The organism is Streptomyces sp. NPDC085927 (assembly GCF_044540975.1).
GTDB classification, from domain to species: Bacteria; Actinomycetota; Actinomycetes; order Streptomycetales; family Streptomycetaceae; genus Streptomyces; species Streptomyces hirsutus.
Genome location: NZ_JBITSN010000001.1, coordinates 856,847 through 880,467 on the forward strand (window position 1 = coordinate 856,847; position 23,621 = coordinate 880,467).

A 23,621-nucleotide genomic window follows, 5' to 3' on the forward strand; every position below is an offset into this window, starting at 1 on the left:
GTCTGGTCACGCTCCCGTGGCGGCGAGGACGACGGCGACCGCGAGGATGACGGTGCCGGCGAGCAGCGCGCTCACATAGGTCTGCAGATTGCCGGTCTGGGCACGTCGTACGGCGGTGCCGAGCCATCGGGGCAGCGTTCCCGCACCGCGCACGTATGTGTCGACGACCTCGCGGTCGAGGAACCGGACGAGTCCGGCCGCGGCCTGGACGGGCCGGACGAAGAGGGCCGTGTACACGGCGTCGAGGTGGAAGCCGACGGCCGCGTGGCGGTGCAGGGGGCCGAGCAGCAGCCGTCCGGGGTCCGACGGGTCGGGTGCGGATGCGATGTTTCCGTAGGCGGGCTCGTGGCTGGCGATCGCCTGCGCCTCGACCTGTCCGGCGTCGCGCTCCGGGTGGGCGGCGACGGCGCCGAGAGGGAAGCGGGCGGCGTGGGCGGTGGTGTGCCGCCAGGTGGCATAGGTGACGATGCCGCCGACCAGGGCCACGCCGGTGCCGAGTACCGAGGTGGTGAGGCTCGGGGTGAGGTCGTGGCCGTCGAACCAGTCCGGGAGCACGCGGAAGGCGAGGCCCCCCAGGGCGAGGGAGGGGATGGCGAGCACCCACAGCACGACGGTCATGGTGAGGGGCTGCCTGCCGTGGTCGGGGGCCTCGGCGCCGTGTCCGCGGAAGGTCAGCAGCCACAGTCGTGTCGCGTACGCGGCGGTGAGCAGGACGGTGACCAGGCCGGCGAGGAGGACGATCCAGCCCGCTGCGGCGGGGGCCTGCTCCGTGTGGCCGGTGACGACGTGTTCGGCGGCTCCGAGGACGGCCTCCTTGGAGAAGAAGCCGCTGAACGGCGGGATCGCGGCCAGCGCGAGGAGCGCCACGGTCATCGTCCAGTAGGCGTCGGGGACGCGGTCGCGCAGGTGGCTCATGCGGGACATGACGGCCAGTGAGTTGGTGCCGGCGGCGTGGATGATCACGCCGGCGACGAGGAACAGCAGCGCCTTGAAGGCGCCGTGGGACAGGAGGTGGAAGACGGCGGCTCCGCGTTCGCCGACGGCGAGGGCGCCGGTCATGTAACCGAGCTGGCCGATCGTCGAGTAGGCCAGGACGCGTTTGATGTCGTCCTGGGCGAGCGCGGCGAGCGCCGAGCCGGCCATGGTGACGGCGGCCATGACGGCGAGGACGGTCATCGCGGCCTGGGAGGCGGCGAAGAGCGGGAGGAGACGGGCGACGAAGTAGACACCGGCGGCGACCATCGTCGCGGCGTGGATCAGCGCGGAGACGGGGGTCGGGCCCGCCATCGCGTCGGGGAGCCAGGTGTGCAGCGGGAACTGTGCCGACTTGCCCGCCACGCCCGCCAGGAGGAGCAGGGCGATCAGGGTGGGGTGCTCGATGCCGCCGTTCGCGACGGCGTCGAGGACGTGGGTGATCCGGAAGGAGCCTGTCTCGCCGGCGAGGGCGAACAGGCCGATGAGGAAGGGGACGTCGCCGAGCTTGGTGACCAGGAAGGCCTTGAGGGAGGCGGCGCGGGCCTCGGGGGTCTCCCAGTAGTGGCCGACGAGGAAGTAGGAGCAGATGCCCATGACTTCCCAGCCGACCAGCAGCACCATCAGGTCGCCGGAGTAGACGACGAGGAACATCGCGGAGGTGAACAGGGAGACGAGGGCCGCGTAGGAGGGGTAGCGCGGGTCGTCGCGGAGGTAACCCGTCGAGTAGATCTGCACGCAGGTGGCGACGACACCGACGACCACGGCGGTGAGGGCGGCGAAGCCGTCGATGTGCAGGGCGAGTTCGATGGGGACGGAACCGGTGGGGGTGAGCTCGGTGGCGGCGTCGACGGCCCGGCCGCCGCCCTGGCGCACGGCGACCACGACGGCCAGCGCGAGGGCGGTGAACGTGGGCAGGACGGCGAGCGGGCGGACGAAGCCCGGGGCCGTCCGGCCCAGGAGCAGTCCGGCGATCGCGCCGAGGAACGGAAGGAGGGGGACGAGGACGGCGAGGGTGGTCGTGGTCACGCGGTGGCCTCGGCCTTCGTGACGGCCGCCCGGGTCGTGGGGGCGTCGGCGTCGCTGTCGGACACGGAGCCGCCCGGCCCGCCGGAGCCGCCCGTGCCGTCGGGGTCGTGGCCCTCGGCGGTGTCGCGGAGCTTGTCGATGTCCGCGGTGCCGCGGTTGCGGTGGACGGCGAGGACGATCGCCAGACCGATGCCGATCTCGGCGGCGGCGATGGCGATGGTGAACAGGGCGAGGGCCTGACCGGAGTGCAGGGTCTCCTCGGCGGTCCTGCTGAGCCAGACGTCGAAGGCGACCAGGTTCAGGTTGACGGCGTTGAGCATCAGCTCGACCGACATCAGGACCAGGATCGCGTTGCGGCGGGCGAGGACTCCGTACAGGCCGGTGCAGAAGAGGAGGGCGGACAGCACGACGGGATAGGCGAGGTGCATCAGCGGTTCCCTTCCGCGTCACGGCGGCGGGCGGTCGACGCGCGGGCCGGTCCGGGGGCTGGTTCCGGGGCCGGTCCAGGGGCTGATCCCGAGGGGGATCCGTTGGTGGCTCCGGCGGCCTTTTCCCGTGCCCCGGCTTCCCGTGCTCCGGCTTCCCGTGCTCCGGCTTCCCGTGCCGCGGCGGCCGTGTTCGCCCTGCGGGAGAGGACGATCGCGCCGACGAGGGCGGCCAGGAGGAGCACGGAGAGGGCCTCGAAGGGGAGGACCCAGTGCTGGAAGAGGCTGGCGCCGGTCACGTCGGTGGAGCCGGCGGGCGCGCCGTCCAGGTCGATCCAGGTCGTGCGGAAGGCGTCGACGACGACCCAGACCAGGGCGACGGCCGCGGCGACGGCCACGGCGAGGGCGACCCAGCGGTTGCCGGTGTCGGCGTCCGGGGAGCGGCCGATGGGCGCTCTGGTGAGCATCAGACCGAACAGGAGCAGGACGACGACCGAACCCACGTAGATCAGGACCTGCACCCAGGCGATGAACTCGGCGGTGAGCAGGAGGTATTCGACGGCGAGTCCGCCGAGGGCCACCACCAGCCACAGGGCGGCGTGCACCAGTTGCCTCGTGGTGACGGTGACGACGGCGGCACCGAAGGTGACCAGGCCGACAAGGAGGAAGGCGATCTCCACACCGGTCGGGGAGAGGAAGCCCTGTGCCTCGGCGGCGGTGGTGACGGTGGTGGTCGTGGCGTGCGCGACCGTGCCGGCGGCTGCGGCAAGGGTCACGAATCCTCCCCCTTCGGGTCGGCCTGCGGGCCGGGTTGGGCGGTGGCCTGAGCGGCGGCCAGTTTGTCGGCTGTCTTGCGGGCGGCGGCGAGTTCCTTCGGTTCCTCGGCGGCGGGGTCGAGGGCCGGCGGGGCCGGGACCGTCCACATCCACTCGCGGAGCTTGTCGCGTTCGTGGGTGAGGTCGCGGATGTCGGTCTCGGCGTACTCGAACTCGGGTGACCAGAACAGGGCGTCGAAAGGACAGACCTCGATGCAGATACCGCAGTACATGCACAGGGAGAAGTCGATGGCGAACCGGTCGAGGACGTTGCGGCTGCGGTCACGGCCGCCGGGCGTCGTCGCCGGGACGGTCTCCTTGTGGGAGTCGATGTAGATGCACCAGTCCGGGCACTCGCGGGCGCACAGCATGCAGACCGTGCAGTTCTCCTCGAACAGACCGATCACCCCCCGGGTGCGGGGTGCGAGGTCGGGCTGGGTGTCCGGGTACTGGGCGGTGACGGACTTCTTCGTCATCGTCCGCAGGGTGACGGCCAGACCCTTGGCCAGGCCGGAGCCGGGGAAGCCAGGAAGAGGGGACATGGCTAGGAGATCACCACCTTGACGACGCCGGTGAGGGCGATCTGGGCGAGGGCGAGGGGGACGAGGAGGGTCCAGGAGAGTTTCTGCAGCTGGTCCTCGCGCAGACGGGGATGGGTGACGCGGAGCCAGATGACGACGAAGGCGAGGACCGCGGTCTTTAGCAGGGTCCAGACCCAGCCGAGGCCGTCGGCGCCCCACGGGCCGTGCCAGCCGCCCAGGAAGAGGACGGTGGTCAGGCCGCACAGGACGACGATCCCGGCGTACTCGGCGAGGAGGAAGAGCGCGAACCGCAGGCCGGTGTACTCGGTGTACGCGCCGAAGATGATCTCCGAGTCGGCGACGGGCATGTCGAAGGGCGGCCGCTGGAGTTCGGCGAGGCCGGCGACGAAGAAGACGAGCGCACCGACGATCTGCCAGGGCAGCCACCACCACTCGAACGCGTCGAGGATGCCGACGAGCGAGACGGTGCCGGCCGCCATCGCCACCGAGGCGGCGGTGAGCAGCATCGGCAGTTCATAGGCGAGGAGCTGAGCGGCGGTGCGCAGGCCGCCGAGGAGGGAGAACTTGTTGGCGGAGGCCCACCCGGCCATCAGCGAGCCGAGGACGCCCACGCCCATCACCGCGAGCACGAAGAACACGCCCGCGTCCAGCACCTGCCCGACGGCGCCCTCGCCCGGCCCGATCGGGATGGCGAGCAGGACGAGAAGGTACGGCAGGAGGGCGACGGCGGGGGCGAGCTGGAAGACACGGCGGTCGGCACCGGCCGGGACCACGTCCTCCTTCTGCGCGAACTTCACGCCGTCGGCGACGAGCTGGGCCCAGCCGTGGAAGCCGCCCGCGTACATCGGGCCCAGACGGCCCTGCATGTGCGCCATCACCTTGTGCTCGGTCTGGCCGACGATCAGAGGGAAGGTGAGGAAGACGACGAAGACGATCAGGAGTCGCAGGGCGACGTCGAGCACGTCGTTCACCGCGGGCCTCCCGAGGGAGTGTCGGGGGCCGCGGGGCCCGAGGAGCCCGGCTCCGGGTCGGGGGTGGGGGCGGAGGCAGGAGCGGACCCGGGTTCAGCCTCTGCTTCGGCCTCGGGTTCGGTCTCGGATCCGCCTGCCGCGTCGGGCTCGGGCTCGGGTTCGGGCTCGGGTTCGGGCTCGGGTTCGGGCTCGGGCTCGGGTTCGGCATGGGCCGGGCGGGCGTTGTGCCAGGGGGCGTCCGGGCTGCGCGGTGCGATGGAGGGCTTGGCGCCCGGTGCTCCGGTCCGGCCCGGCGCCTCCGTCTCTTTTGAGGCCCCGGTCGTGTCCGGCGGCGTGGTCGTGTCCGGCGTCCCGGTGGCAGCCGGTGACGTGGTCGCGTCCGGCGGCGTGGCCGGGCGGCTTGCGGAGCCTTCCGACGCGCTGCGTGCCCGGCGGGGACGCTGTTCATCGGTGGGCTTCGACGGTGACGCCTGGGGCCGTTGGCTCGCGGAGCCTTCGGATGCACTTCGGGTGCGGCGTCCGACGGCCGGAGCTTCGGGTGCGTCGGTGCCAGGACCAGGACCGGGACCGGGACCGGGACCGGGACCGGCAGCAGAGCCGACAGTGTCCTCCGCGGCCCTCTCCGCCTCCTCGGACGTCCCGGATGCGGCTGCCGTCGACCGCTCGCGCGTCGGCCGCTCACGCTGGGATGCCGAGCCCTCGCTCGCGCTCCGGGCACGGCGCGTCCGGGGGGTGGCCGGCGGGGGTGTTCCGGGCTGTGCCGGGGTGTCGGTGGCCGGGGGCTCGGGGGCGGACGCGGCCTGTTGGCTCACGGAGCCCCCGGCCGCCGTGCGGTTCCGCCGCGGCGGCGGTGCGGGACGGCCCTCGCCCTCCGTCCCCGCAGGAGCCGACTGGCTCGCGGAACCCTCCGCCGCCGTACGGGTCCGGCGCAGCGGACGGTCTCCGGGCGCTCGTCCTGCGGCGGGTCCGGGACCGGTGCCGGTGGCCGCCCTGCCCGCGCCCCGGGCCGGACGGGACGGGGCCGGGGGAAGCTGACCCTTCAGGGGGCCCCACTCATTGGGGTCGGGGACCCCCGGGGGAAGCATCTGGCGGCGCTTGGGGCCGCCGTGTTCGGACTCGCCGGGTTCCTTGGCGCCGGGCCAGGCCTTGGCGACGCGGGCGGCGAGGACGAAGTCCTTGCGCAGGGGGTGCCCTTCGAAGGTGTCCGGCAGGAGCAGGTGGTCGAGTGCGGGGTGGCCGGTGAAGTCGACGCCGAACATCTCGTACGTCTCGCGTTCGTGCCAGGCGGCCCCCGCGTAGACGCCTACCGCGGAGGGCAGCGCCGGGGCCTCGTGCGGGACGGTCGTACGCAGGAGCAGGCGCCGTACCGGGGAGAGGGCCACGACGTGGGCGGCGACGCGGAAGCCCGTGCCGGGCTCGTCGACCGCGCTCAGCCAGTCGAAGTACGTGCAGCCGAGCCGGTCGCGCGCGGTCTCCAGCGCCGGGAGCCAGGAGGCGGGCGGGACGTCGACGGTGAGGACGTCGTACGACTCCTCGGCCGTGGCCTCCGTACCGAACAGTTCCTCGGCGTCGGCGGGGAGCCAGCCGGCCGCGGTCATCGGTCCTCCCCCCGGCCGGGCTTCACCGCACCGGGCTCCCCCGGCACCGGCGGCTTCACCAGCCCGCTCTGCAGCGCCGCCGCCGAAGCACCTCGCCCAGCGGAGCCGTACCGCTCCCCCAGCGACTCCCGGGCGATCTTCTCCTGGAGCTTCAGGATCCCCTGGAGCAGTGCCTCGGGCCGCGGCGGGCAGCCGGGGACGTAGACGTCGACCGGGATGATCTGGTCGACGCCCTTGGTGACGGAGTAGGAGTCCCAGTACGGACCGCCGCAGTTGCTGCACGCGCCGAACGAGATGACGTACTTCGGCTCGGGCATCTGCTCGTACAGACGCTTCACCGCGGGTGCCATCTTGTCCGTGACCGTTCCGGAGACGACCATCAGGTCGGCCTGGCGCGGTCCCGGTGCGAAGGGGATGACGCCGAGGCGGATGAAGTCGTGGCGGGCCATGGACGCGGCGATGAACTCGATCGCACAGCAGGCGAGGCCGAAGTTGAAGACCCAGAGGGAATAGCGGCGGCCCCAGTTGAGGATCACCTTCATCGGCTCGGGGGCGAGCCGGGCGAGCGCGCCGAGCTTTCCGCCGCCTTCGGCGGGGAGCACGACGGGCTCGGGCAGCAGCACCGGTCCGGAATCCGGGCCCGGGACCGAACCCGGACCCGCGCCCGACGGGGTGGCGGCGCTTGGTGAGTCGGTGGGGGTCACGTCCATGTCAGGACGCCCTTCTTGTATGCGTACAGCAGGCCGACGGCGAGGAAGCCGAGGAAGATGAACATCTCCACGAGCGTGGTCGCGCCGTAGCCGTCGGCGGCGAAGACGGTCGCCCAGGGGAAGAGGAAGATCGAGTCGACAGCGAAGATCACGTAGAGGAAGGCGTAGACGTAGTAGCGGACCTGGGTGTGGGCCCAGCCCTCGCCGACGGGGTCGACTCCGCATTCGTACGTCATGAGCTTCTCGGGCGTGGGTACCACCGGCCGCAGCAGGCGTCCTGCGCCGAAGGCGAAGGCGACGAACAGCACGCCGACGACGGCGAGCAGTCCGACGACCGAGTACGCCTGGAAGTAGTCTGCCGCCACGATCTGGTGTGAAGCAATCGCGGCAGCCGGATCGCTGCTGGTCATGTCGAAGCCTGTCGGGTCGAAGCCGGTCGGATCGACGCCGGTCGGTTGCCGCACGTCCGCCCCTCGCTGTTCGACGATCTGTACGCACGGGAGTCTAGGCCCTGATAAGTGCCCCGTAAGCAGCCCGTCACCCCCTGGCACGGGGGTGGGGATTTCCCCAGTGGATATCAGGGGTCCACCTCATGGCGTGGGTCCCCGGGGCCGTGCACGCTATGACACATGACCGAGCCCTTCCCTTCTCCTGCCGACCGCCCGCCACCGGCGCGTTTCGCCTATGACCGGCACACCTGGAAGGAGATCGCCCATCTCCTGGCGAACCTTCCGGTGTCGCTGGTGGGCTTCACCTATGTCGTGACCGTGCTGTTCCTGGGTCTCGGGCTGACCGTCACGGTGGTCGGGTTCCCGCTGCTCGCGGCCGGTCTGATGGGGACGCGGCTGCTGGGCAGGGGGGAGCGGGCGCGGGCCAGGGCGCTGCTCGGAGTGCGGGTGGAGGAACCGAGCCGGCTGCCGCTGCACGGCGCCGGGGGGTTCCTGCCGCGGCTGTGGATGGCGCTGAAGGACCCGGTGGGCTGGCGCACGGCACTGTACGAGGTGATACGCCTGCCGTGGGGCATCGTCACCTTCACCGTCACGCTGACCTCGCTGTTCGTGTTGTGGCCCGTGCTGCCGTTCATCGCGCGGGGGCTGGCCAACGCGGACCGGGCGATGGTGCGCGGCCTGCTGTCGCCGTCCGACGAGCTGGAGCGGCGCATAGCCGAGTTGGAGTCCGACCGGGGGGCCGTGGTCGACACGGCCGCGGCGGATCTGCGGCGGATCGAGCGCGACTTGCACGACGGTGCGCAGGCCCGGCTGGTCAACCTGGCCATGGGGCTGGGCCTGGCCAAGGAGAAGCTGCTGGAGGATCCCGACGCGGCGGCGTCGATGGTCGAGGAGGCGCACGGCGAGGTGAAACTGGCGTTGCAGGAGTTGCGGGACCTGGCCCGCGGCATCCACCCGGCCGTGCTGACCGACCGCGGTCTCGACGCGGCCCTCTCGTCGGTCGCCTCGCGCTGCACGGTGCCGGTGAGGGTGACGGTCGATCTCACCGAGCGGCCGGCCGCGGCCATCGAGGGCATCGCCTACTTCACCGTCTCCGAGCTGCTGCAGAACGTCAGCAAGCACAGTGCGGCGCGTACGGCCTCGGTCGAGGTGTGGCGTTCGGAGGGCCGCCTGCTCATCCAGGTGGAGGACGACGGCCACGGAGGCGCGAGCCTGGACGGCGGTACGGGGATGCGGGGTCTCGCGGACCGGCTGGGCGCGGTCGACGGTCTGTTCGTCGTGGAGTCGCCGGAGGGCGGCCCGACGACGGTGACGGCGGAGCTGCCGTGGCGGGACCGTTCCGGCGCTCTCGCCGAGGACATGCGTACGCCCACGCCCACGCAGGACTCCGTACGGCCGGCCACGTAGCGCGCCCGACCGACTCAGCCGCGCCCGCCTCACGCGCACCCCACACGGTCGCACCCCACACGGTCGCACCCGACGCACCGCCGTGCGCACGGCCGCGCGCACGGCTGTCCGTCCCGGTCGGAGGTAGGGAAAACCCCCCGTCCAAGACTGCGACGTACTCCATGGTCCACCGGCCTGCTGCGGAGGAGCCTGGGGATACGACAGCACAGCCGCCGGACGAGGAGAAGGACGACGCCGATGGCCACCGAGTACGGACAGGGCTACGGGCTCCACAGCACGCCCATCGGACACCCCGGGAGTACCGGCGGTGCCGGGAGGGCGGGTGAGCGGCGGCACCGGGTGCCGGCCGTGCTGCGGGCACCGGTCGAGGCGCGGACCTGGCGCGAGCTGGTGTACGTCCTGCTGAGTCTGCCGATCAGCGTTCTGCTCTTCACCTACGCGGTCACGATGGTGTCGCTGGGGGCCGGTCTGCTGGTGACGTTCCTCGGCGTACCGGTGCTGGCCGCCGGGCTCGCCGGCTGCCGCGGGTTCGGGGCGCTGGAGCGGATGCGGGCGCGGGGGCTGCTGGGCCTGGACGTGGCCGAGCCGGAGCCGCTGCGGATGAAGCGCCAGGGGTTCGTGGCCTGGATGGGGGCGGTGCTGAAGAGCGGCGCCTCGTGGCGGTCGCTGCTGTACGCGATGCTGCACCTGCCGTGGGCGGTGTTCGCCTTCGCCGTCGCGGTGACCGTCTGGTCGATCGGCTGGTCGCTGCTGACCTACCCCCTGTGGTTCTGGGTGTTCCCGATGTACGCCGGTCAAGGCGGGATACAGCTGTACGGCGACGGGCAGCACCAGATCTATCTGGACAACCCGTTCGAGATCACGGTGACCGCGTTGATCGGACTGCTGTTCACCCTCGCCACGCCGTGGATCGTGCGGGCGCTGACCATGGTGGACCGGCTGCTGGTGCACGGGCTGCTCGGGCCGTCGCGGCTGGCGACGCGGGTGGTCGAGCTGGAGTCCGACCGGGGCGCCGTGGTGGACACGGCGGCGGCGGACCTGCGGCGCATCGAGCGCGATCTGCACGACGGGGCGCAGGCCCGGCTGGTGGCGCTGGCCATGGACCTGGGGCTGGCGAAGGAGAAGCTGAGGGAGGACCCGCGGGCCGCGGCGCACATGGTCGACGAGGCGCACGGCGAGGTGAAGACGGCGCTGCAGGAGCTGCGGGACCTGGCGCGCGGCATCCACCCGGCCGTGCTGACCGACCGCGGTCTCGACGCGGCCCTGTCGTCGGTGGCCTCCCGGTGCACGGTCCCGGTGCAGGTCGAGGTGGATCTGGTGGAGCGCCCGGCGCCGGCGATCGAGGGCATCGCCTACTTCACCGTCTCCGAGCTGCTGCAGAACATCAGCAAGCACGCGCGGGCGACCCGGGCGGCCGTGGAGGTGTGGCGGACGGAGAACCGGCTGATGGTGCAGGTCGAGGACGACGGCGTGGGCGGCGCCGAGGTGTCCGAGGGCTCCGGACTCGCCGGTCTCGCGGAGCGGCTGGACGCGGTGGACGGAATCCTGGTCGTCGACTCACCGGCCGGCGGCCCGACCCGGGTGACGGCGGAGCTGCCCTGGCGGACGGAGCGGATGCAGTGACCGGGAGAGCGCGCCGGTGGATGAACAGGACGGCGGTCAGCGCATCAGCAGGTCAACAGGTCAGCCGACCGGCAGATGAGCGGGTGAGCGGGTGAGCGGATGAGCGGCGGCTGACGACGCGGAAGCGACCGACAGGTGTGCGGGTACGGGCGGCGGGCCCGGACCCGCACACACTCCTGTGCCGGGAAACGCCCCTGCCCCGTGCCAGAACATGGCCCTGTCCCGTGCCAGGGCATGGCCCTTCGACCGGTGCGGGCCCCTGCCCGCGAAGACTTCTCCCCTATGCCCCTCCGCATCGCCCACCGGATGCTGGGATGCTGATGCCCTCAGCCGGACCCGCCGCACGGGCGGGCGCGGAGGAGGGGCGTGGGGGCCGAGGAAACATGGAGGACAAGGTGCGCGTGGTCATCGCCGAGGATTCAGTGCTTCTGCGGGAGGGTCTGACCCGGCTGCTGACCGACCGGGGGCTCGATGTCGTGGCCGGGGTCGGCGACGGCGACGCGCTGATCAAGACGATCGCCGAGCTGAACGATCAGGGAGAGCTGCCGGACGTCGTGGTGGCCGACGTCCGGATGCCGCCGACGCACACCGACGAGGGGGTGCGGGCCGCCGTCCAGCTGCGCAAGCAGCATCCGGGTGTCGGGGTGCTGGTGCTGTCGCAGTACGTGGAGGAGCGCTACGCCACGGAGCTGCTCGCCGGTTCCAGCCGGGGCATCGGCTACCTGCTCAAGGACCGGGTGGCCGAGGTGCGGGAGTTCGTGGACGCGGTGGTGCGCGTGGCCGAGGGCGGTACGGCACTGGACCCCGAGGTGGTGGCGCAGTTGCTCGGGCGCAGCCGCAAGCAGGACGTTCTCGCGGGACTCACCCCGCGTGAGCGGGAGGTTCTGGGGCTGATGGCCGAGGGGCGGACGAACTCGGCGATCGCCCGGCAGCTGGTGGTGAGCGACGGAGCCGTGGAGAAGCACGTCAGCAACATCTTCCTGAAGCTGGGGCTCTCCCCGAGCGACGGTGATCACCGCCGGGTGCTCGCGGTCCTCACCTACCTCAACTCCTGAACCTCTGCGTACCTGTCACTCCTGAACCCTGCGCCCCCTGCCTCCCTCCGTCCTTGCGTCCCTGAGCCCTTCCGCCCCTCCGCCCCTCCACCGGAACCCCCTGACCCACCTTCGGGTGACGTCGGCACGCCCCGGCTGACACCGGCACGCTCCGGTTGAACCGCCGGTGGGCGGGGGACGTCCTGGAAGGCAGGAGCCGGTGGGTCGGCGACCAGGGGGGATCCGGGCAGGAGGCGGGACACGTCGGCGCTCCGTATGTCGTACCGGCGTCGCGTGGGACGTCGCCAAGTCGTGTCCAAGATGCGAATGACCCGAGGAAGGCGACCCTTACGGACGTAGGGTTGATCCAGGGACGGCCCGAGGGAGGGCCGGTCCCGGACAGCCGCCCTCGAGGAGGTCCAGTTCAGTGACCAGTCAGGTCAGCAGCCCAGCGGAGCAGGCCGACGGAACAGTCCTAGGAGAGCAGCGCAAAGCGGCGGGTGGGAAGGACGTCCGCCGTCTGGACCGGGTGATCATCAGGTTCGCGGGAGACTCGGGTGACGGTATGCAGCTCACCGGTGACCGCTTCACCTCGGAGACGGCCTCCTTCGGCAACGACCTGTCGACCCTGCCGAACTTCCCCGCCGAGATCCGTGCCCCGGCCGGCACCCTGCCGGGTGTCTCGTCCTTCCAGCTCCACTTCGCCGACCACGACATCCTCACCCCCGGTGACGCGCCGAACGTACTGGTGGCGATGAACCCGGCCGCCCTGAAGGCGAACATCGGGGATCTGCCTCGCGGTGCGGAGATCATCGTCAACACGGACGAGTTCACCAAGCGGGCGCTGCAGAAGGTCGGCTACGCGAGCAACCCCTTGGAGGACGGCTCGCTCGACGGTTACAGCCTCCATCCGGTGCCGCTGACGACGCTGACGATCGAAGCGCTGAGGGAGTTCGACCTCTCCCGCAAGGAGGCCGAACGCAGCAAGAACATGTTCGCGCTCGGCCTGCTGAGCTGGATGTACCACCGGCCGACCGAGGGCACGGAGAGGTTCCTGAACTCGAAGTTCGCCAAGAAGCCGGACATCGCGGCGGCCAACATCGCCGCGTACCGCGCGGGCTGGAACTTCGGGGAGACGACGGAGGACTTCGCCGTCTCCTACGAGGTGGCCCCGGCCGCCACGGCGTTCCCGCCGGGCGTGTACCGCAACATCTCCGGCAACCTGGCCCTGGCGTACGGGCTGGTCGCGGCGTCCCGGCAGGCGGACCTGCCGCTGTTCCTGGGGTCGTACCCGATCACACCGGCGTCGGACATCCTGCACGAACTGAGCCGGCACAAGAACTTCGGTGTGCGGACCTTCCAGGCCGAGGACGAGATCGCCGGCATCGGCGCCGCACTGGGGGCGGCCTTCGGCGGTTCGCTGGCCGTGACGACGACGTCGGGTCCGGGGGTGGCGCTGAAGTCCGAGACGATCGGTCTCGCGGTGTCGCTGGAGCTGCCGCTGCTGATCGTGGACATCCAGCGCGGCGGCCCGTCCACGGGCCTGCCCACCAAGACCGAGCAGGCGGACCTGCTCCAGGCGATGTACGGACGCAACGGCGAGGCGCCGGTCCCGGTGGTCGCGCCGCGCACACCGGCCGACTGCTTCGACGCGGCGCTCGAGGCGGCCCGCATCGCGCTGACGTACCGGACGCCGGTCTTCCTGCTCTCCGACGGCTATCTGGCCAACGGCAGCGAGCCCTGGCGCATCCCGGACACGGAGGAGCTGCCCGACCTGCGAGTGCGGTTCGCGCAGGGCCCCAACCACACGATGGACGACGGCACGGAGGTGTTCTGGCCGTACCAGCGGGACCCGCGGACGCTGGCCCGGCCGTGGGCGATCCCGGGCACACCGGGTCTGGAGCACCGGATCGGCGGCATCGAGAAGCAGGACGGCACGGGCAACATCTCGTACGACCCGGCCAACCACGACTTCATGGTGCGCACCCGGCAGGCGAAGATCGACGGGGTCGACGTCCCCGACCTGGAGGTCGACGACGCGGACGGCGACGCCAGGGTGCTCGTGCTCGGCTGGGGATCCACCTACGGGCCCATCACCGCAGCCGTACGGCGCATCAGGGGCGCAGGGGGCGCGATCGCGCAGGCCCATCTGCGCCACATCAACCCCTTCCCGCGGAATCTGGGGGAGGTCCTGAAGCGTTACGAGAAAGTGGTCGTACCAGAGATGAACCTCGGCCAGCTCGCCACCCTGATCCGGGCGAAGTACCTGGTCGACGCCCACTCCTACAACCAGGTCAACGGCATGCCGTTCAAGGCGGAGCAGCTTGCCGAGGCGCTGAAGGAGGCCATCGATGACTGAGACACTGGCAGACGGCCCGTCCTCTCTCGGCGACTCCCCCCGCGGGGACTCCTCCCACGAGGACTCCCCGTTCGGCGACGCGCTCGCCCTGGTGCCCAAGGCCGAGGCCAAGCAGTCGATGAAGGACTTCAAGTCCGACCAGGAGGTGCGCTGGTGCCCCGGCTGCGGCGACTACGCCGTCCTGGCCGCCGTGCAGGGCTTCATGCCCCAGCTCGGGCTGGCGAAGGAGAACATCGTCTTCGTCTCCGGCATCGGCTGTTCGTCCCGCTTCCCGTACTACATGAACACCTACGGGATGCATTCCATCCACGGCCGCGCCCCCGCGATCGCGACGGGCCTGGCGGCGTCCCGGCGGGACCTGAGCGTGTGGGTCGTCACCGGTGACGGGGACGCGTTGTCCATCGGCGGCAACCATCTGATCCACGCACTGCGCCGTAACGTCAATCTGAAGATCCTGCTGTTCAACAACCGGATCTACGGTCTGACCAAGGGCCAGTACTCGCCGACCTCCGAGATCGGCAAGATCACCAAGTCGACGCCGGTGGGTTCGCTGGACGCGCCCTTCAACCCGGTGTCGCTGGCGATCGGCGCGGAGGCGTCCTTCGTGGCCCGTACGGTCGACTCGGACCGCAAGCATCTGACCGAGGTGCTGCGCCAGGCCGCCGCCCATCCGGGCACCGCCCTGATCGAGATCTACCAGAACTGCAACATCTTCAATGACGGCGCCTTCGAGGTCCTCAAGGACCGGCAGCAGGCCGAGGATGCGGTGATCCGGCTGGAGCACGGCAGCCCGATCCGCTTCGGCGCGGACCGTGCGAAGGGCGTCGTCCGGAACCGGACCACCGGGGACCTGGAGGTGGTCACGGTGACGCCGGAGAACGAGGCGGAGATCCTGGTCCACGACGCGCACTCGGCGTCCCCGACCACCGCGTTCGCGCTGTCCCGGCTCGCCGATCCGGACACCCTGCACCACACCCCGATCGGTGTCTTCCGCTCCGTGGACCGTCCGGTCTACGACACGCTGATGGCGGAGCAGCTGGACAGCGCCGTCGAGCAGCACGGCAAGGGCGAACTCGGCGCGCTGCTGGCGGGCAACGACACATGGACGGTCGTCGGCTGAGCAGTCGCCCGAGGCGGTACGGCCTCCTGAGGTGAGGCCTCCCGCTGTACGGCCGCTCCAGGGACGACCGCACGCGGAACGCCCCGCACGAGGCCCGGACGCTTCAGAGCGTCCGGGCCTTGTCGGCGTGCGTCCGCCGGGCCTCGTCGTACGCCTGGCGGGCGGCCAGTACGCCGTCCATGCGCCGCTCGGTCCACAAAGCCAGCGCGCGCACCTGTTCGGCGGCCTCGCGCCCCAGGTCGGTGAGGGAGTAGTCGACGCGTGGCGGGATCACCGGTTTGGCGTCACGGTGGACGAGGCCGTCGCGCTCCAGCGTCTGGAGGGTCTGGGTGAGCATCTTCTCGCTGACCCTGCCGATCGCTCGGCGCAGCTCGCTGAAGCGGTGGGGCCGCTCCAGGAGCCGGATCAGCACGAGCACGCCCCAGCGGCTCGTCACATGTTCCAGGACCAGGCGGTGCGGGCACATCGCCTCCTGCTCGCTCAGCAGGGGCCCGGACGCCGGCACGGGAGGCGCGAACACACTCGCACTTACTGTCATGCCAGTACCTTACTTCAAAGTGGGTACTTACAAAAAGTTAGTGTGGGTCCTAGCGTTGGCGCCAACGCACCCCCACAAGGAGTTCTGATCATGAGCATCGTCGTCACCGGAGCCACCGGAAACCTCGGCCGCCACGTCGTGGAGCAGTTGCTGGAGAAGGTTCCGGCCGAGCAGGTCACCGCCGTCGTACGCAGCCCGGAGAAGGCTGCCGACCTGGCGGAGCGCGGCGTCCGGCTCGCGGTCGCCGACTACAACGCCCCCGAGACCCTCGACGGCGTGTTCGCGGCGGGCGACAAGGTGCTGCTGATCTCGGGCAACGAGTTCGACAAGGGCCGGGTGCAGCAGCACCGGCGGGTCATCGAGGCCGCCAAGGCCGCCGGTGTCGCCCTCCTCGCCTACACCAGCGCCCCCCGGACGCTGACCGCCGCGCTCGCCGACGACCACCGCGGCACCGAGAAGGCCCTGCTGGACTCCGGCGTGCCGTACGTCCTGCTGCGCAACGGCTGGTACCACGAGGTCTACACCGAGAACCTCGCCCCGGTGCTGGAGCACGACGCGGTCGTCGCCGCCGCCGGTGAGGGCCGTATCTCCTCCGCCGCGCGCGCCGACTACGCCGCGGCCGCCGTGGCCGTGCTCACCGGCGAGGGCCACGAGAACAAGACGTACGAGCTGGGCGGCGACGAGGCGTGGAGCCTCGCCGAGTACGCGGCCGAGCTGAGCCGGCAGACCGGCAGGGAGATCGCCTACCAGCCGGTCACGGCCGAGGAGCTCACCGGCATCCTGGCCGGTGCCGGACTCCCCGAGCCCGTGGCCGCCATCTTCGCCGGCGTGGACCTCTCCATCGAGAAGGGTGAGCTGGTCGTCACCAGTGGCGACCTGGCCCGTCTGGCCGGCCGCCCGGCCACCCCGCTCGCGGACGCCATCGCCGCCGCCCTGAAGGGCTGACCTCCCGCAGGTCCGCAGCCCGGACGCCCCTGCATGTCATGACCGTATTCCGATACGGGCATGACACCCGGGGGCGTCCGGCGTTACCGTCGTCCGGGCGGGCGTCGGGCGTCGTTCGCAGCAGGGCACGCGCCGGGTGCGCCGGTCGCGTCGAGTACGTCCGGTGCATCAGGTGAGAAGGAGGGCCCGTGACCGAGAAGTCGGCCGGCGAGCGGCGCAAGGGACTGCTGAACGGCTTCGCGGCGTACGGCATGTGGGGACTCGTCCCCCTCTTCTGGCCCCTGCTCAAGCCCGCGGAGGCCGTGGAGATCCTGGCCCACCGGATGGTCTGGTCGCTGCTCTTCGTGGGCGCCGCCCTGCTCTTCATACGCCGCTGGGCCTGGCTCGGGGAGCTGCTGCGGCAGCCTCGCAGACTGGCCCTGGTCACGGTCGCCGCGGCGGTCATCACCGTGAACTGGGGCGTGTACATCTGGTCGGTGAACTCCGGGCACGTCGTCGAGGCCTCCCTCGGCTACTTCATCAACCCGCTGGTCACCATCGCCATCGGCGTGCTGCTGCTGAAGGAACGGCTGCGGCCCGTGCAGTGGACGGCGGTCGGGGTCGGTTTCGCCGCGGTGGTCGTCCTCACCGTCGGCTACGGCCGCCCGCCGTGGATCTCGCTCTGCCTCGCCTTCTCCTTCGCCGTCTACGGGCTGGTGAAGAAGAAGGTCAACCTCGGCGGTATCGAGTCGCTGGCCGCCGAGACGGCCATCCAGTTCCTGCCCGCGCTCGGCTATCTGCTGTGGCTGAGCAGCCGGGGCGACTCCACGTTCGGCGCCGAGGGCGCGGGACACGCGGCGCTGCTCGCCGCCACCGGGATCGTCACCGCGATTCCCCTGGTCTGCTTCGGTGCCGCCGCGATCCGTGTGCCGCTGTCCACGATGGGGCTGCTCCAGTATCTGGCCCCGGTGTTCCAGTTCCTGCTCGGCATCCTCTACTTCAAGGAGGCCATGCCGCCCGAGCGCTGGGCCGGATTCGCACTGGTGTGGCTGGCGCTCATGCTGCTGACCTGGGACGCGCTGCGCACCGCCCGCCGCAGCGCCCGCACGCTCGCCAGGGAGCGGGCGAAGGTGGTGGCGGCGGCGGCAGCGACCGGCGCGGCGACCAGCGCGGTGGACCCCTCGGTCGTGGCGAAGCCGGTGGACGCGGTGAAGCCGATGGACGCGGTGAACACGGTGGACGCGGTGGACGCGGTGGACGCGCCGAAGGTCGGGCCCTGACGCTTCTCAGCGCGTTGAATGGCTCCATGACTCAGCCACCGGCATCACCCACGCCCGGCTCGTCCGAGACCTCCGACACTCCTGTCGCTGCCGTCGCTCCCCTCCACTGGAAGCTCGTCATCGACGCGGTCGATCCCCACGCACAGGCCGACTTCTGGGCCGCCGCCCTCGGGTACACGGTCGAGGACAACAGCCCGCTCATCGGGAAACTGCTCGGTCTGGGCGCCGTGACGGCCGACCTCACCGTCGAGCGCCACGGCCGTCGCGCCTTCCGGGACCTGATCGCGGTGCGGCACCCCGACGACCCGTACGAGGAGGAGAGCGGTACGGGTCTGGGGCGGCGGCTGCTCTTCCAGCGGGTCCCGGAGACGAAGACGGTCAAGAACCGGCTCCACCTCGACCTGCACCCCGGTGAGGGGCGCCGCGAGGAAGAGGTGCGGCGACTGGAGCGGCTCGGCGCGAAGGTGCTCCGGCACGTGCGGGAACCGTCCGGTTCATGGAGCGTGATGACGGACCCGGAAGGCAACGAGTACTGCGTGCACTGACGCACTCACCCGTGCTGGGCGCGGGCGCGGTCGGTCAGGCGGCCCATGCGGGCGCGGGCGGACTCCAGTTCCTCGATCTCGTCGGCGGCCGGGCCGTCCTCGGTGGCAAGTGCGGTCCACAGCTCGATCAGGTCGCGCCCCAGCTCCAGCCCGCGCAGCGGGTCGCGCACCGCGCGCCAGGCGGTGGCCGCGCTGCAGACGCTGCCGTAGGCGGCCTCCGCGTCGCCCGCCCGGCGGTGGATCCCGGCGAGCTCGAGAGAGAGCCGGAAGGCGTGCAGCGGCTCGTCGCCGAGGTAGGCGATGTACGCGGTCAGCTCGCGCAGCCGGAGTACCTCGGGATGCTCGGGCCCCAGAGTCCGCGAGGCCTCGGTCACCGTCTCCCCGGCCAGTCGTGCCGCCGTGTCGATCCGGCCCGCCCGGACGGCGTCGTTGATCCGGCCCATGGGCTCGGCCAGACGGGTCTCGCCCGGCACGGCCGGCGGCTCGTCGGCGAGCACCGCCTCCGCCACGGCGTCGAAGCCGCGGGGCGGGGTCGGCTTGGGATCGAGGTCGGTGCCGGTGCCGTGCACGGCCTCCGGGCGCGGTGCGGGCGTCCGGGGACGAACCGCTTCCGGCGCCGGGTCGGCCGTCGCGGGCAGGGGGCTCGGTATCCGGTCGGCCGGGGGGAGGGGAGGCGCCGGGGGCCTCGGGGGCGCCGGCGGGGTCCAGGAGAGGCCGTCGGCCCCGGGAGCGGGGTGCGGCCGCGCGTCCATGGACGGAGGCGGGCCGAACTCGCCCGTCGGCGGCGCGACCGTCCCCGGGGGTGTCGCTCCCGCCGCCCCGGGCACCGGACGCGGCCGGAAGGCGGGGGCGGAGTCCCGTACGAGGTCAGGTGCCGGATCCGGGGCAGGGATCGATGCCGGGGCCGGGTCCGGGTCCGGGGTCGGCTCCGGGTCCGGTGTCGGCGCCGGGTCCGGTACGGGGCGCAGAACGTGGGTGGGCCGGTCACGCCCGGAGCGCGGGGACGGGACGGCAGCCGGGGCCGGGACCGGGACCGGGGCTGCGGAGAAGGGCAGGGCGCCCTCGTGCGGCGCGGCCACCGGCTGCTGCTGGGCTACACCCCGGCCCGGCACCCGTGCCGGGCCGGGCTCCGACGTGGGCTCCGGCCTCGCCCCCGGCTCTGGCTCCGTTTCCGGTGCCATCGGCCTCGGCTCCCCCCTGAAGCGGCTGGCGCCGTCCGGGTCGACCTGGAGCGGGACGACGTAGCCGATGCGTTCGTCGTGGATGGTGGCCAGGACGGAGTGCCCCGAGGCGACGGCGATGCGGTGGAGCCGGTTCAGCACCGCCTGCTGGACCTCCTCACCGGGTCCGGCGATCACCAGCACCCCACCGACGGATGCCCTCCGCGTGCCCGCGCCGCCACCCCCGGCGACGGGCACATGGACATCGATCGGCACTGCCGCAAGATTCGCCGCGTGTGCGGCCTGCTGCTGTTCCCGCTTCTTCTCGCGGCTGAGTCGCGCCATCGTCCCCTCATTCGGGTCGTGAACCTACCGACGAGTCTGTCCGCTGAGCCCGGCTTCTCACGTCACCGCGTTGTCACAGGCTCGTCCCAACGGCCGTCCCCCATTCGGGACCCTTCCCGTGCCCTTCTCACCGTGCCCTTCTCACCGTGCCCTTCTCACCGTGCTCTTCTCCCGTGTCCGCTGTCCGCTGTCTTCTGCCCGCCGTCTTCTGCCCGCTGTCCACCGGCATGGGGACCGGGATGACGAGGCAGGAGAGTGGGCATGCGTACAGACATGCGACAGGGGCCGGAGATCTGGATCCGAGGGCCGGTGGGGGCGCCGGAACCGGGCCCGCCGGAGCCCGCCCACGCCCATGCGGCAGCCCGGCGCTTCTCCTGGGTCGGCGCCCATGGCGGCGCCGGCGTCTCCACGCTCGCCGCGGTGCACGGCGGCCACGACAGCGGCCGCGCCTGGCCCGGACCGGGCGATCCGCAGGCGGTGCTGCTCGTCGCCCGGACCCACGCGTCCGGACTGGAGACCGTCGTCCCGGCCGTGGAGATGTTCCGGCGCGGTGAGGTCCCGTACGGTCTCGATCTCGATGCCGTGGTCCTGGTGGCGGACGCTCCGGGCCGCCTCCCCCGCCCCCTCTCCCAGCGGGTCCGCCGCATCGAGTCGATGATCGACGTCTACCGCGTGCCGTGGGTGCCCGAGTGGCGCCTGGGCAACCTGAACGGCCGCCTGCCGCGCGAGGCCGGGCCACTGGCCCGCCTGACGGGATCGACGCGCTGAAAGGCCCGGCTGCGGAACATCCTCCCCATACCCACCCCTAAATTTATTTCTCTCGCGAGAGAGATACCTTGGTGGAGGCCGGGTTCCGGTGCCGCACAGGCACTCCATGCCCGGAGGTCTCGCACGCATGGAGGAAAGCCGTGACCCTGCCCGCCCTGTCGCCGCCCGCCTCGTCGCCCCGGCCGGCGGCTCCTCCGGCGCAGCGCCGGCCGGGCCGGGCCGTCGTCGCCTTGCTGACCACCACCGACCACAAGCGGATCGGCACCCTCTACCTGGTCACGTCGTTCACGTTCTTCTGCGTCGGTGGCGTGATGGCGCTGCTCATGCGCGCCGAGCTGGCCCGGCCCGGTCTGCAGATCGTGTCGAACGAGCAGTTCAACCAGGCGTTCACGATGCACGGCACGGTCATGCTGTTCATGTTCGCGACCCCGCTCTTCACCGGTTTCGCGAACTGGATCATGCCGCTGCAGATCGGTGCCCCCGACGTCGCCTTCCCGCGGCTGAACATGCTCGCCTACTGGCTCTACCTGTTCGGCTCGCTGATCGCGCTCGGCGGTTTCCTCACCCCGGACGGCGCGGCCAGCTTCGGCTGGACCGCCTACTCCCCGCTGTCGGACGCCATCCGCTCGCCGGGCCTCGGCAACGACCTGTGGATCATGGGACTCGCCCTCCAGGGCTTCGGCACCATCGCGGGCGCGGTCAACTTCATCACCACGATCATCTGCATGCGCGCTCCCGGCATGACGATGTTCCGCATGCCGATCTTCACCTGGAACGTGCTGCTCACCAGCGTGCTGGTCCTGCTCGCCTTCCCGGTCCTGGCCGCCGCGCTCCTCGCGCTCGAGTACGACCGGAAGTTCGGGGCCCATATCTTCGACGCGGCCAACGGCGGGCCGCTGCTGTGGCAGCACCTGTTCTGGTTCTTCGGCCATCCGGAGGTGTACATCCTGGCGCTGCCGTTCTTCGGCATCATCAGCGAGGTCATCCCGGTCTTCTCCCGCAAGCCGATCTTCGGCTACATGGGCCTGATCGGCGCGACCATCGCGATCGCGGGCCTGTCGGTGACGGTGTGGGCACACCACATGTACGCCACCGGGGCTGTGCTGCTGCCGTTCTTCTCCTTCATGACCTTCCTGATCGCGATCCCCACCGGGGTGAAGTTCTTCAACTGGATCGGCACCATGTGGAAGGGCAGCCTGTCCTTCGAGACACCGATGCTCTGGTCCGCGGGCTTCCTGGTCACCTTCCTCTTCGGCGGCCTGACCGGGGTCATCCTGGCCTCGCCGCCGCTGGACTTCCACGTCACCGACTCGTACTTCGTGGTGGCGCACTTCCACTACGTGGTGTTCGGCACCGTGGTCTTCGCGATGTTCGCCGGCTTCCACTTCTGGTGGCCGAAGTTCACCGGCAAGATGCTCGACGAACGGCTCGGGAAGATCACCTTCTGGACGCTGTTCGCCGGCTTCCACGGCACCTTCCTGGTCCAGCACTGGCTGGGCGCCGAGGGCATGCCCCGCCGCTACTCCGACTACCTGGCGGCCGACGGCTTCACCGCGCTGAACACCGTCTCGACCATCGCCTCGTTCCTGCTCGGCATGTCGATGCTGCCGTTCTTCCACAACGTCTGGAAGACGGCCAAGTACGGCAGGAAGATCGAGGTCGACGACCCGTGGGGTTGGGGCCGTTCACTGGAATGGGCCACCTCCTGCCCACCGCCGCGGCACAACTTCCTCACCCTGCCGCAGGTCCGGAGCGATTCGCCCGCCTTCGACCTCCACCACCCCGATATCGCCGCGGCCGAGAACCGGGAGACGCAGCAGCAGGTGACCACCACCGGTCGGAACTGACAGGCCCGGCCCCCCTCCGTCCCGGATCGAGAACGAAACCGTTCAGGAGACATCCATGGATACCCGTCATGAAGCCGCCCTCGGCCTGCACCAGCTCGAGGGGTTCCTCTACCGTGAGGCCGGCCGTCGGGAGGCGCACCGCAAGGCGCGGGACTTCGCCTGGGAGCTGCCCGGTCTCACCACGGACCAGCGCCGCATCGTCGAGGAGGCGTACGCCCAGGAGCAGCTGGCGAACGCCCGCGAGACCACCCGCCGTATCGCTGAACGGATCCAAGAGGTCGAGGCCCAGTACGCGACCCGCCACCGCCGCTTCACGCGGCAGGCCGCCGTCGCCATGACCGTGGTCACCATGGGCCTGATCGGTCTCTGCATCGCGGTGATTCTCGGAACGGCGGCGGGTGCGGCCTGACACCGCCTGCCGCCGTTCCGTTCCGCTCCGCCGTTCCGCTGTTCCTGCTCTGCCGTTCCTGTGTTCCTGCTCTGCCGTTCCTGTGTTCCTGCTCCGCTGTTTCGTCAGCGGGCCTCGTCCTCCAGGGACGCCAAGAGCTTGCGCAGGCCGTCCTTGACCGCGGCCCGCTCCTCCGGCTCCAGAACGGACAGCACCTTCCGCTCCAGGCCGAAGTGCTGTTCCATGACGCCGGCCAGTCTCGCCCGGCCCTCCTCCGTCAGACGGACCAGAGTGCTTCTTCCGTCGTCGGGGGAGGGGCCGCGCTCGATCCAGCCCTCCCGTTCCAGACGGTTGAGCCTCCCGGTGAGACCGGCGGAGGACACGATCAGCGCCCGGCGCAGTTGTCCCGGCGTCAACGCGTAGGGCGGGCCGCTGCGGCGCAGGGCGTGCAGCACATCGAAATCTCCGAGATTGGCGATGGGCCCGCCGTCGGCGCGGCGCAGCTGCGTCACCAACAGCTCTTCCAGGAGTCGAGCGGTTCGCACCAGACGGGCGATCACCTCAGTGGAGGAGACGTCCAGTTCCGGCCACTCGCTCCGCCACTCGCCCACCATCGCGTCCACGCTGTCACCGTCGACGGCGGCCTGGGTCTCTTCGTCCTTACGCATCTCGGCTTCAGCGTATCGGCAGCACGACCTGGGCAGGTCTTCGCCAGGGTTTCCGGCCGTCCGTGCCGGGGAGCCCGGTGCGTCCGCCGAGGAGACCGTGGGAG

22 protein-coding genes are annotated in these 23,621 nt (G+C 71.3%); 11 read left to right on the forward strand and 11 right to left on the reverse strand.

Annotated elements, in window-relative coordinates; all coding sequences use genetic code 11:
- Positions 1–6 precede the first annotated feature (6 nt).
- From ACIF80_RS03960 to ACIF80_RS03995, 8 genes are read right to left on the reverse strand one after another with little or no spacing between them, the layout of a single operon-like run.
- Positions 7–2,001, reverse strand: coding sequence for an NADH-quinone oxidoreductase subunit L (locus tag ACIF80_RS03960; RefSeq protein WP_399798950.1), 1,995 nt, complete (start codon positions 1,999–2,001; stop codon positions 7–9).
- Complete coding sequence (nuoK, locus tag ACIF80_RS03965) at positions 1,998–2,429, reverse strand: NADH-quinone oxidoreductase subunit NuoK (protein WP_399798952.1); 432 nt, start codon at positions 2,427–2,429, stop codon at positions 1,998–2,000. Before nuoK ends, ACIF80_RS03960 begins: the two co-directional genes overlap by 4 nt.
- Complete coding sequence (locus tag ACIF80_RS03970; protein WP_399798955.1) at positions 2,429–3,202, reverse strand: NADH-quinone oxidoreductase subunit J; 774 nt, start codon at positions 3,200–3,202, stop codon at positions 2,429–2,431. The genes nuoK and ACIF80_RS03970 overlap by 1 nt, the downstream gene beginning before the upstream one ends.
- Positions 3,199–3,783, reverse strand: a complete 585-nt coding sequence (locus ACIF80_RS03975) for a NuoI/complex I 23 kDa subunit family protein (RefSeq protein WP_399798958.1) — start codon at positions 3,781–3,783, stop codon at positions 3,199–3,201. The genes ACIF80_RS03970 and ACIF80_RS03975 overlap by 4 nt, the downstream gene beginning before the upstream one ends.
- 2 nt (positions 3,784–3,785) lie before the next feature.
- A complete protein-coding gene (locus ACIF80_RS03980) occupies positions 3,786–4,754 on the reverse strand; it encodes an NADH-quinone oxidoreductase subunit H (RefSeq protein WP_399798961.1) in 969 nt (322 codons plus the stop codon).
- On the reverse strand, positions 4,751–6,352 hold the full coding sequence (locus tag ACIF80_RS03985) for an NADH-quinone oxidoreductase subunit C (protein WP_399798963.1): 1,602 nt from the start codon (positions 6,350–6,352) through the stop codon (positions 4,751–4,753). The genes ACIF80_RS03980 and ACIF80_RS03985 overlap by 4 nt, the downstream gene beginning before the upstream one ends.
- Complete coding sequence (locus ACIF80_RS03990; protein ID WP_399798966.1) at positions 6,349–7,062, reverse strand: NADH-quinone oxidoreductase subunit B; 714 nt, start codon at positions 7,060–7,062, stop codon at positions 6,349–6,351. Before ACIF80_RS03990 ends, ACIF80_RS03985 begins: the two co-directional genes overlap by 4 nt.
- Positions 7,053–7,472, reverse strand: coding sequence for an NADH-quinone oxidoreductase subunit A (locus ACIF80_RS03995; protein WP_399799432.1), 420 nt, complete (start codon positions 7,470–7,472; stop codon positions 7,053–7,055). The genes ACIF80_RS03990 and ACIF80_RS03995 overlap by 10 nt, the downstream gene beginning before the upstream one ends.
- A 219-nt stretch (positions 7,473–7,691) precedes the next feature.
- Here ACIF80_RS03995 and ACIF80_RS04000 point away from each other — a divergent pair, with 219 nt between their 5' ends.
- The 5 genes from ACIF80_RS04000 (at position 7,692) to ACIF80_RS04020 (ending at position 15,054) form a co-directional block, all read left to right on the forward strand.
- Entirely contained in the window at positions 7,692–8,918 is a 1,227-nt protein-coding gene (locus tag ACIF80_RS04000) for a sensor histidine kinase (RefSeq protein WP_399798968.1), read from the forward strand.
- A 237-nt stretch (positions 8,919–9,155) separates the two neighbouring features.
- A complete protein-coding gene (locus ACIF80_RS04005) occupies positions 9,156–10,541 on the forward strand; it encodes a sensor histidine kinase (protein WP_399798970.1) in 1,386 nt (461 codons plus the stop codon).
- A gap of 383 nt (positions 10,542–10,924) precedes the next feature.
- Positions 10,925–11,596 carry a LuxR C-terminal-related transcriptional regulator gene (locus ACIF80_RS04010; protein WP_399798972.1) on the forward strand — a complete coding sequence of 224 codons (672 nt, stop codon included), beginning with the start codon at positions 10,925–10,927 and terminating at the stop codon, positions 11,594–11,596.
- Between the two features lie 406 nt (positions 11,597–12,002).
- A complete protein-coding gene (locus ACIF80_RS04015) occupies positions 12,003–13,934 on the forward strand; it encodes a 2-oxoacid:acceptor oxidoreductase subunit alpha (protein WP_399798975.1) in 1,932 nt (643 codons plus the stop codon).
- Positions 13,935–14,052: 118 nt separating this feature from the next.
- Positions 14,053–15,054: a 2-oxoacid:ferredoxin oxidoreductase subunit beta gene (locus ACIF80_RS04020; RefSeq protein ID WP_399799435.1), complete on the forward strand. Its 1,002-nt coding sequence runs from the start codon at positions 14,053–14,055 to the stop codon at positions 15,052–15,054.
- Between the two features lie 103 nt (positions 15,055–15,157).
- Here ACIF80_RS04020 and ACIF80_RS04025 read toward each other — a convergent pair whose 3' ends face one another.
- Positions 15,158–15,520 (reverse strand): winged helix-turn-helix transcriptional regulator, encoded by a 363-nt coding sequence (locus ACIF80_RS04025; protein WP_399799437.1) that lies wholly within the window; start codon positions 15,518–15,520, stop codon positions 15,158–15,160.
- Positions 15,521–15,682: 162 nt separating this feature from the next.
- Between ACIF80_RS04025 and ACIF80_RS04030 the strand changes: the two genes are divergently transcribed.
- From ACIF80_RS04030 to ACIF80_RS04040, 3 genes are all read left to right on the forward strand, one after another.
- Positions 15,683–16,537: an SDR family oxidoreductase gene (locus ACIF80_RS04030; protein ID WP_399798978.1), complete on the forward strand. Its 855-nt coding sequence runs from the start codon at positions 15,683–15,685 to the stop codon at positions 16,535–16,537.
- 188 nt (positions 16,538–16,725) lie between these two features.
- On the forward strand, positions 16,726–17,796 hold the full coding sequence (gene rarD / locus ACIF80_RS04035; protein WP_399798980.1) for an EamA family transporter RarD: 1,071 nt from the start codon (positions 16,726–16,728) through the stop codon (positions 17,794–17,796).
- A gap of 26 nt (positions 17,797–17,822) precedes the next feature.
- On the forward strand, positions 17,823–18,341 hold the full coding sequence (locus tag ACIF80_RS04040) for a VOC family protein (protein ID WP_399798983.1): 519 nt from the start codon (positions 17,823–17,825) through the stop codon (positions 18,339–18,341).
- A gap of 5 nt (positions 18,342–18,346) precedes the next feature.
- Here the strand turns inward: ACIF80_RS04040 and ACIF80_RS04045 are convergent, their stop codons facing one another.
- A complete protein-coding gene (locus tag ACIF80_RS04045) occupies positions 18,347–19,846 on the reverse strand; it encodes a tetratricopeptide repeat protein (protein WP_399798985.1) in 1,500 nt (499 codons plus the stop codon).
- Positions 19,847–20,107: 261 nt separating this feature from the next.
- On the opposite strand from ACIF80_RS04045, the gene ACIF80_RS04050 reads away from it, so the two are divergent.
- The 3 genes from ACIF80_RS04050 (at position 20,108) to ACIF80_RS04060 (ending at position 22,870) form a co-directional block, all read left to right on the forward strand.
- Positions 20,108–20,614, forward strand: coding sequence for a DUF6668 family protein (locus tag ACIF80_RS04050; protein ID WP_399798988.1), 507 nt, complete (start codon positions 20,108–20,110; stop codon positions 20,612–20,614).
- Positions 20,615–20,760: 146 nt separating this feature from the next.
- Positions 20,761–22,461, forward strand: coding sequence for a cytochrome c oxidase subunit I (gene ctaD / locus ACIF80_RS04055; protein WP_399799440.1), 1,701 nt, complete (start codon positions 20,761–20,763; stop codon positions 22,459–22,461).
- Positions 22,462–22,516: 55 nt separating this feature from the next.
- The gene (locus ACIF80_RS04060) at positions 22,517–22,870 is read left to right on the forward strand and encodes a hypothetical protein (RefSeq protein WP_399798990.1); all 354 of its coding nucleotides are present in this window, start codon (positions 22,517–22,519) and stop codon (positions 22,868–22,870) included.
- Positions 22,871–22,974: 104 nt separating this feature from the next.
- On the opposite strand, the gene ACIF80_RS04065 is transcribed toward ACIF80_RS04060, so the two are convergent.
- The gene (locus ACIF80_RS04065; protein ID WP_399798993.1) at positions 22,975–23,517 is read right to left on the reverse strand and encodes a MarR family winged helix-turn-helix transcriptional regulator; all 543 of its coding nucleotides are present in this window, start codon (positions 23,515–23,517) and stop codon (positions 22,975–22,977) included.
- Positions 23,518–23,621: the final 104 nt, after the last annotated feature.

What these genes read in the sequence shown, in the direction of transcription:
- ACIF80_RS04020 (WP_399799435.1), top strand. Translation starts at nt 14,053, where the DNA reads ATGAAGGACTTCAAGTCCGACCAGGAGGTGCGCTGGTGCCCCGGCTGC.
- ACIF80_RS03990 (WP_399798966.1), bottom strand. Translation starts at nt 7,062, where the DNA reads ATGGACGTGACCCCCACCGACTCACCAAGCGCCGCCACCCCGTCGGGC.
- ACIF80_RS04000 (WP_399798968.1), top strand. Translation starts at nt 7,692, where the DNA reads ATGACCGAGCCCTTCCCTTCTCCTGCCGACCGCCCGCCACCGGCGCGT.
- ACIF80_RS03995 (WP_399799432.1), bottom strand. Translation starts at nt 7,472, where the DNA reads ATGACCAGCAGCGATCCGGCTGCCGCGATTGCTTCACACCAGATCGTG.
- ACIF80_RS04065 (WP_399798993.1), bottom strand. Translation starts at nt 23,517, where the DNA reads ATGCGTAAGGACGAAGAGACCCAGGCCGCCGTCGACGGTGACAGCGTG.
- nuoK (WP_399798952.1), bottom strand. Translation starts at nt 2,429, where the DNA reads ATGCACCTCGCCTATCCCGTCGTGCTGTCCGCCCTCCTCTTCTGCACC.
- ACIF80_RS04045 (WP_399798985.1), bottom strand. Translation starts at nt 19,846, where the DNA reads ATGGCGCGACTCAGCCGCGAGAAGAAGCGGGAACAGCAGCAGGCCGCA.
- ACIF80_RS04025 (WP_399799437.1), bottom strand. Translation starts at nt 15,520, where the DNA reads ATGTGCCCGCACCGCCTGGTCCTGGAACATGTGACGAGCCGCTGGGGC.
- ACIF80_RS04060 (WP_399798990.1), top strand. Translation starts at nt 22,517, where the DNA reads ATGGATACCCGTCATGAAGCCGCCCTCGGCCTGCACCAGCTCGAGGGG.
- ACIF80_RS04050 (WP_399798988.1), top strand. Translation starts at nt 20,108, where the DNA reads ATGCGTACAGACATGCGACAGGGGCCGGAGATCTGGATCCGAGGGCCG.
- ACIF80_RS03975 (WP_399798958.1), bottom strand. Translation starts at nt 3,783, where the DNA reads ATGTCCCCTCTTCCTGGCTTCCCCGGCTCCGGCCTGGCCAAGGGTCTG.
- ACIF80_RS04010 (WP_399798972.1), top strand. Translation starts at nt 10,925, where the DNA reads ATGGAGGACAAGGTGCGCGTGGTCATCGCCGAGGATTCAGTGCTTCTG.
- ACIF80_RS04040 (WP_399798983.1), top strand. Translation starts at nt 17,823, where the DNA reads ATGACTCAGCCACCGGCATCACCCACGCCCGGCTCGTCCGAGACCTCC.
- ACIF80_RS04030 (WP_399798978.1), top strand. Translation starts at nt 15,683, where the DNA reads ATGAGCATCGTCGTCACCGGAGCCACCGGAAACCTCGGCCGCCACGTC.
- ACIF80_RS04005 (WP_399798970.1), top strand. Translation starts at nt 9,156, where the DNA reads ATGGCCACCGAGTACGGACAGGGCTACGGGCTCCACAGCACGCCCATC.
- ACIF80_RS03985 (WP_399798963.1), bottom strand. Translation starts at nt 6,352, where the DNA reads ATGACCGCGGCCGGCTGGCTCCCCGCCGACGCCGAGGAACTGTTCGGT.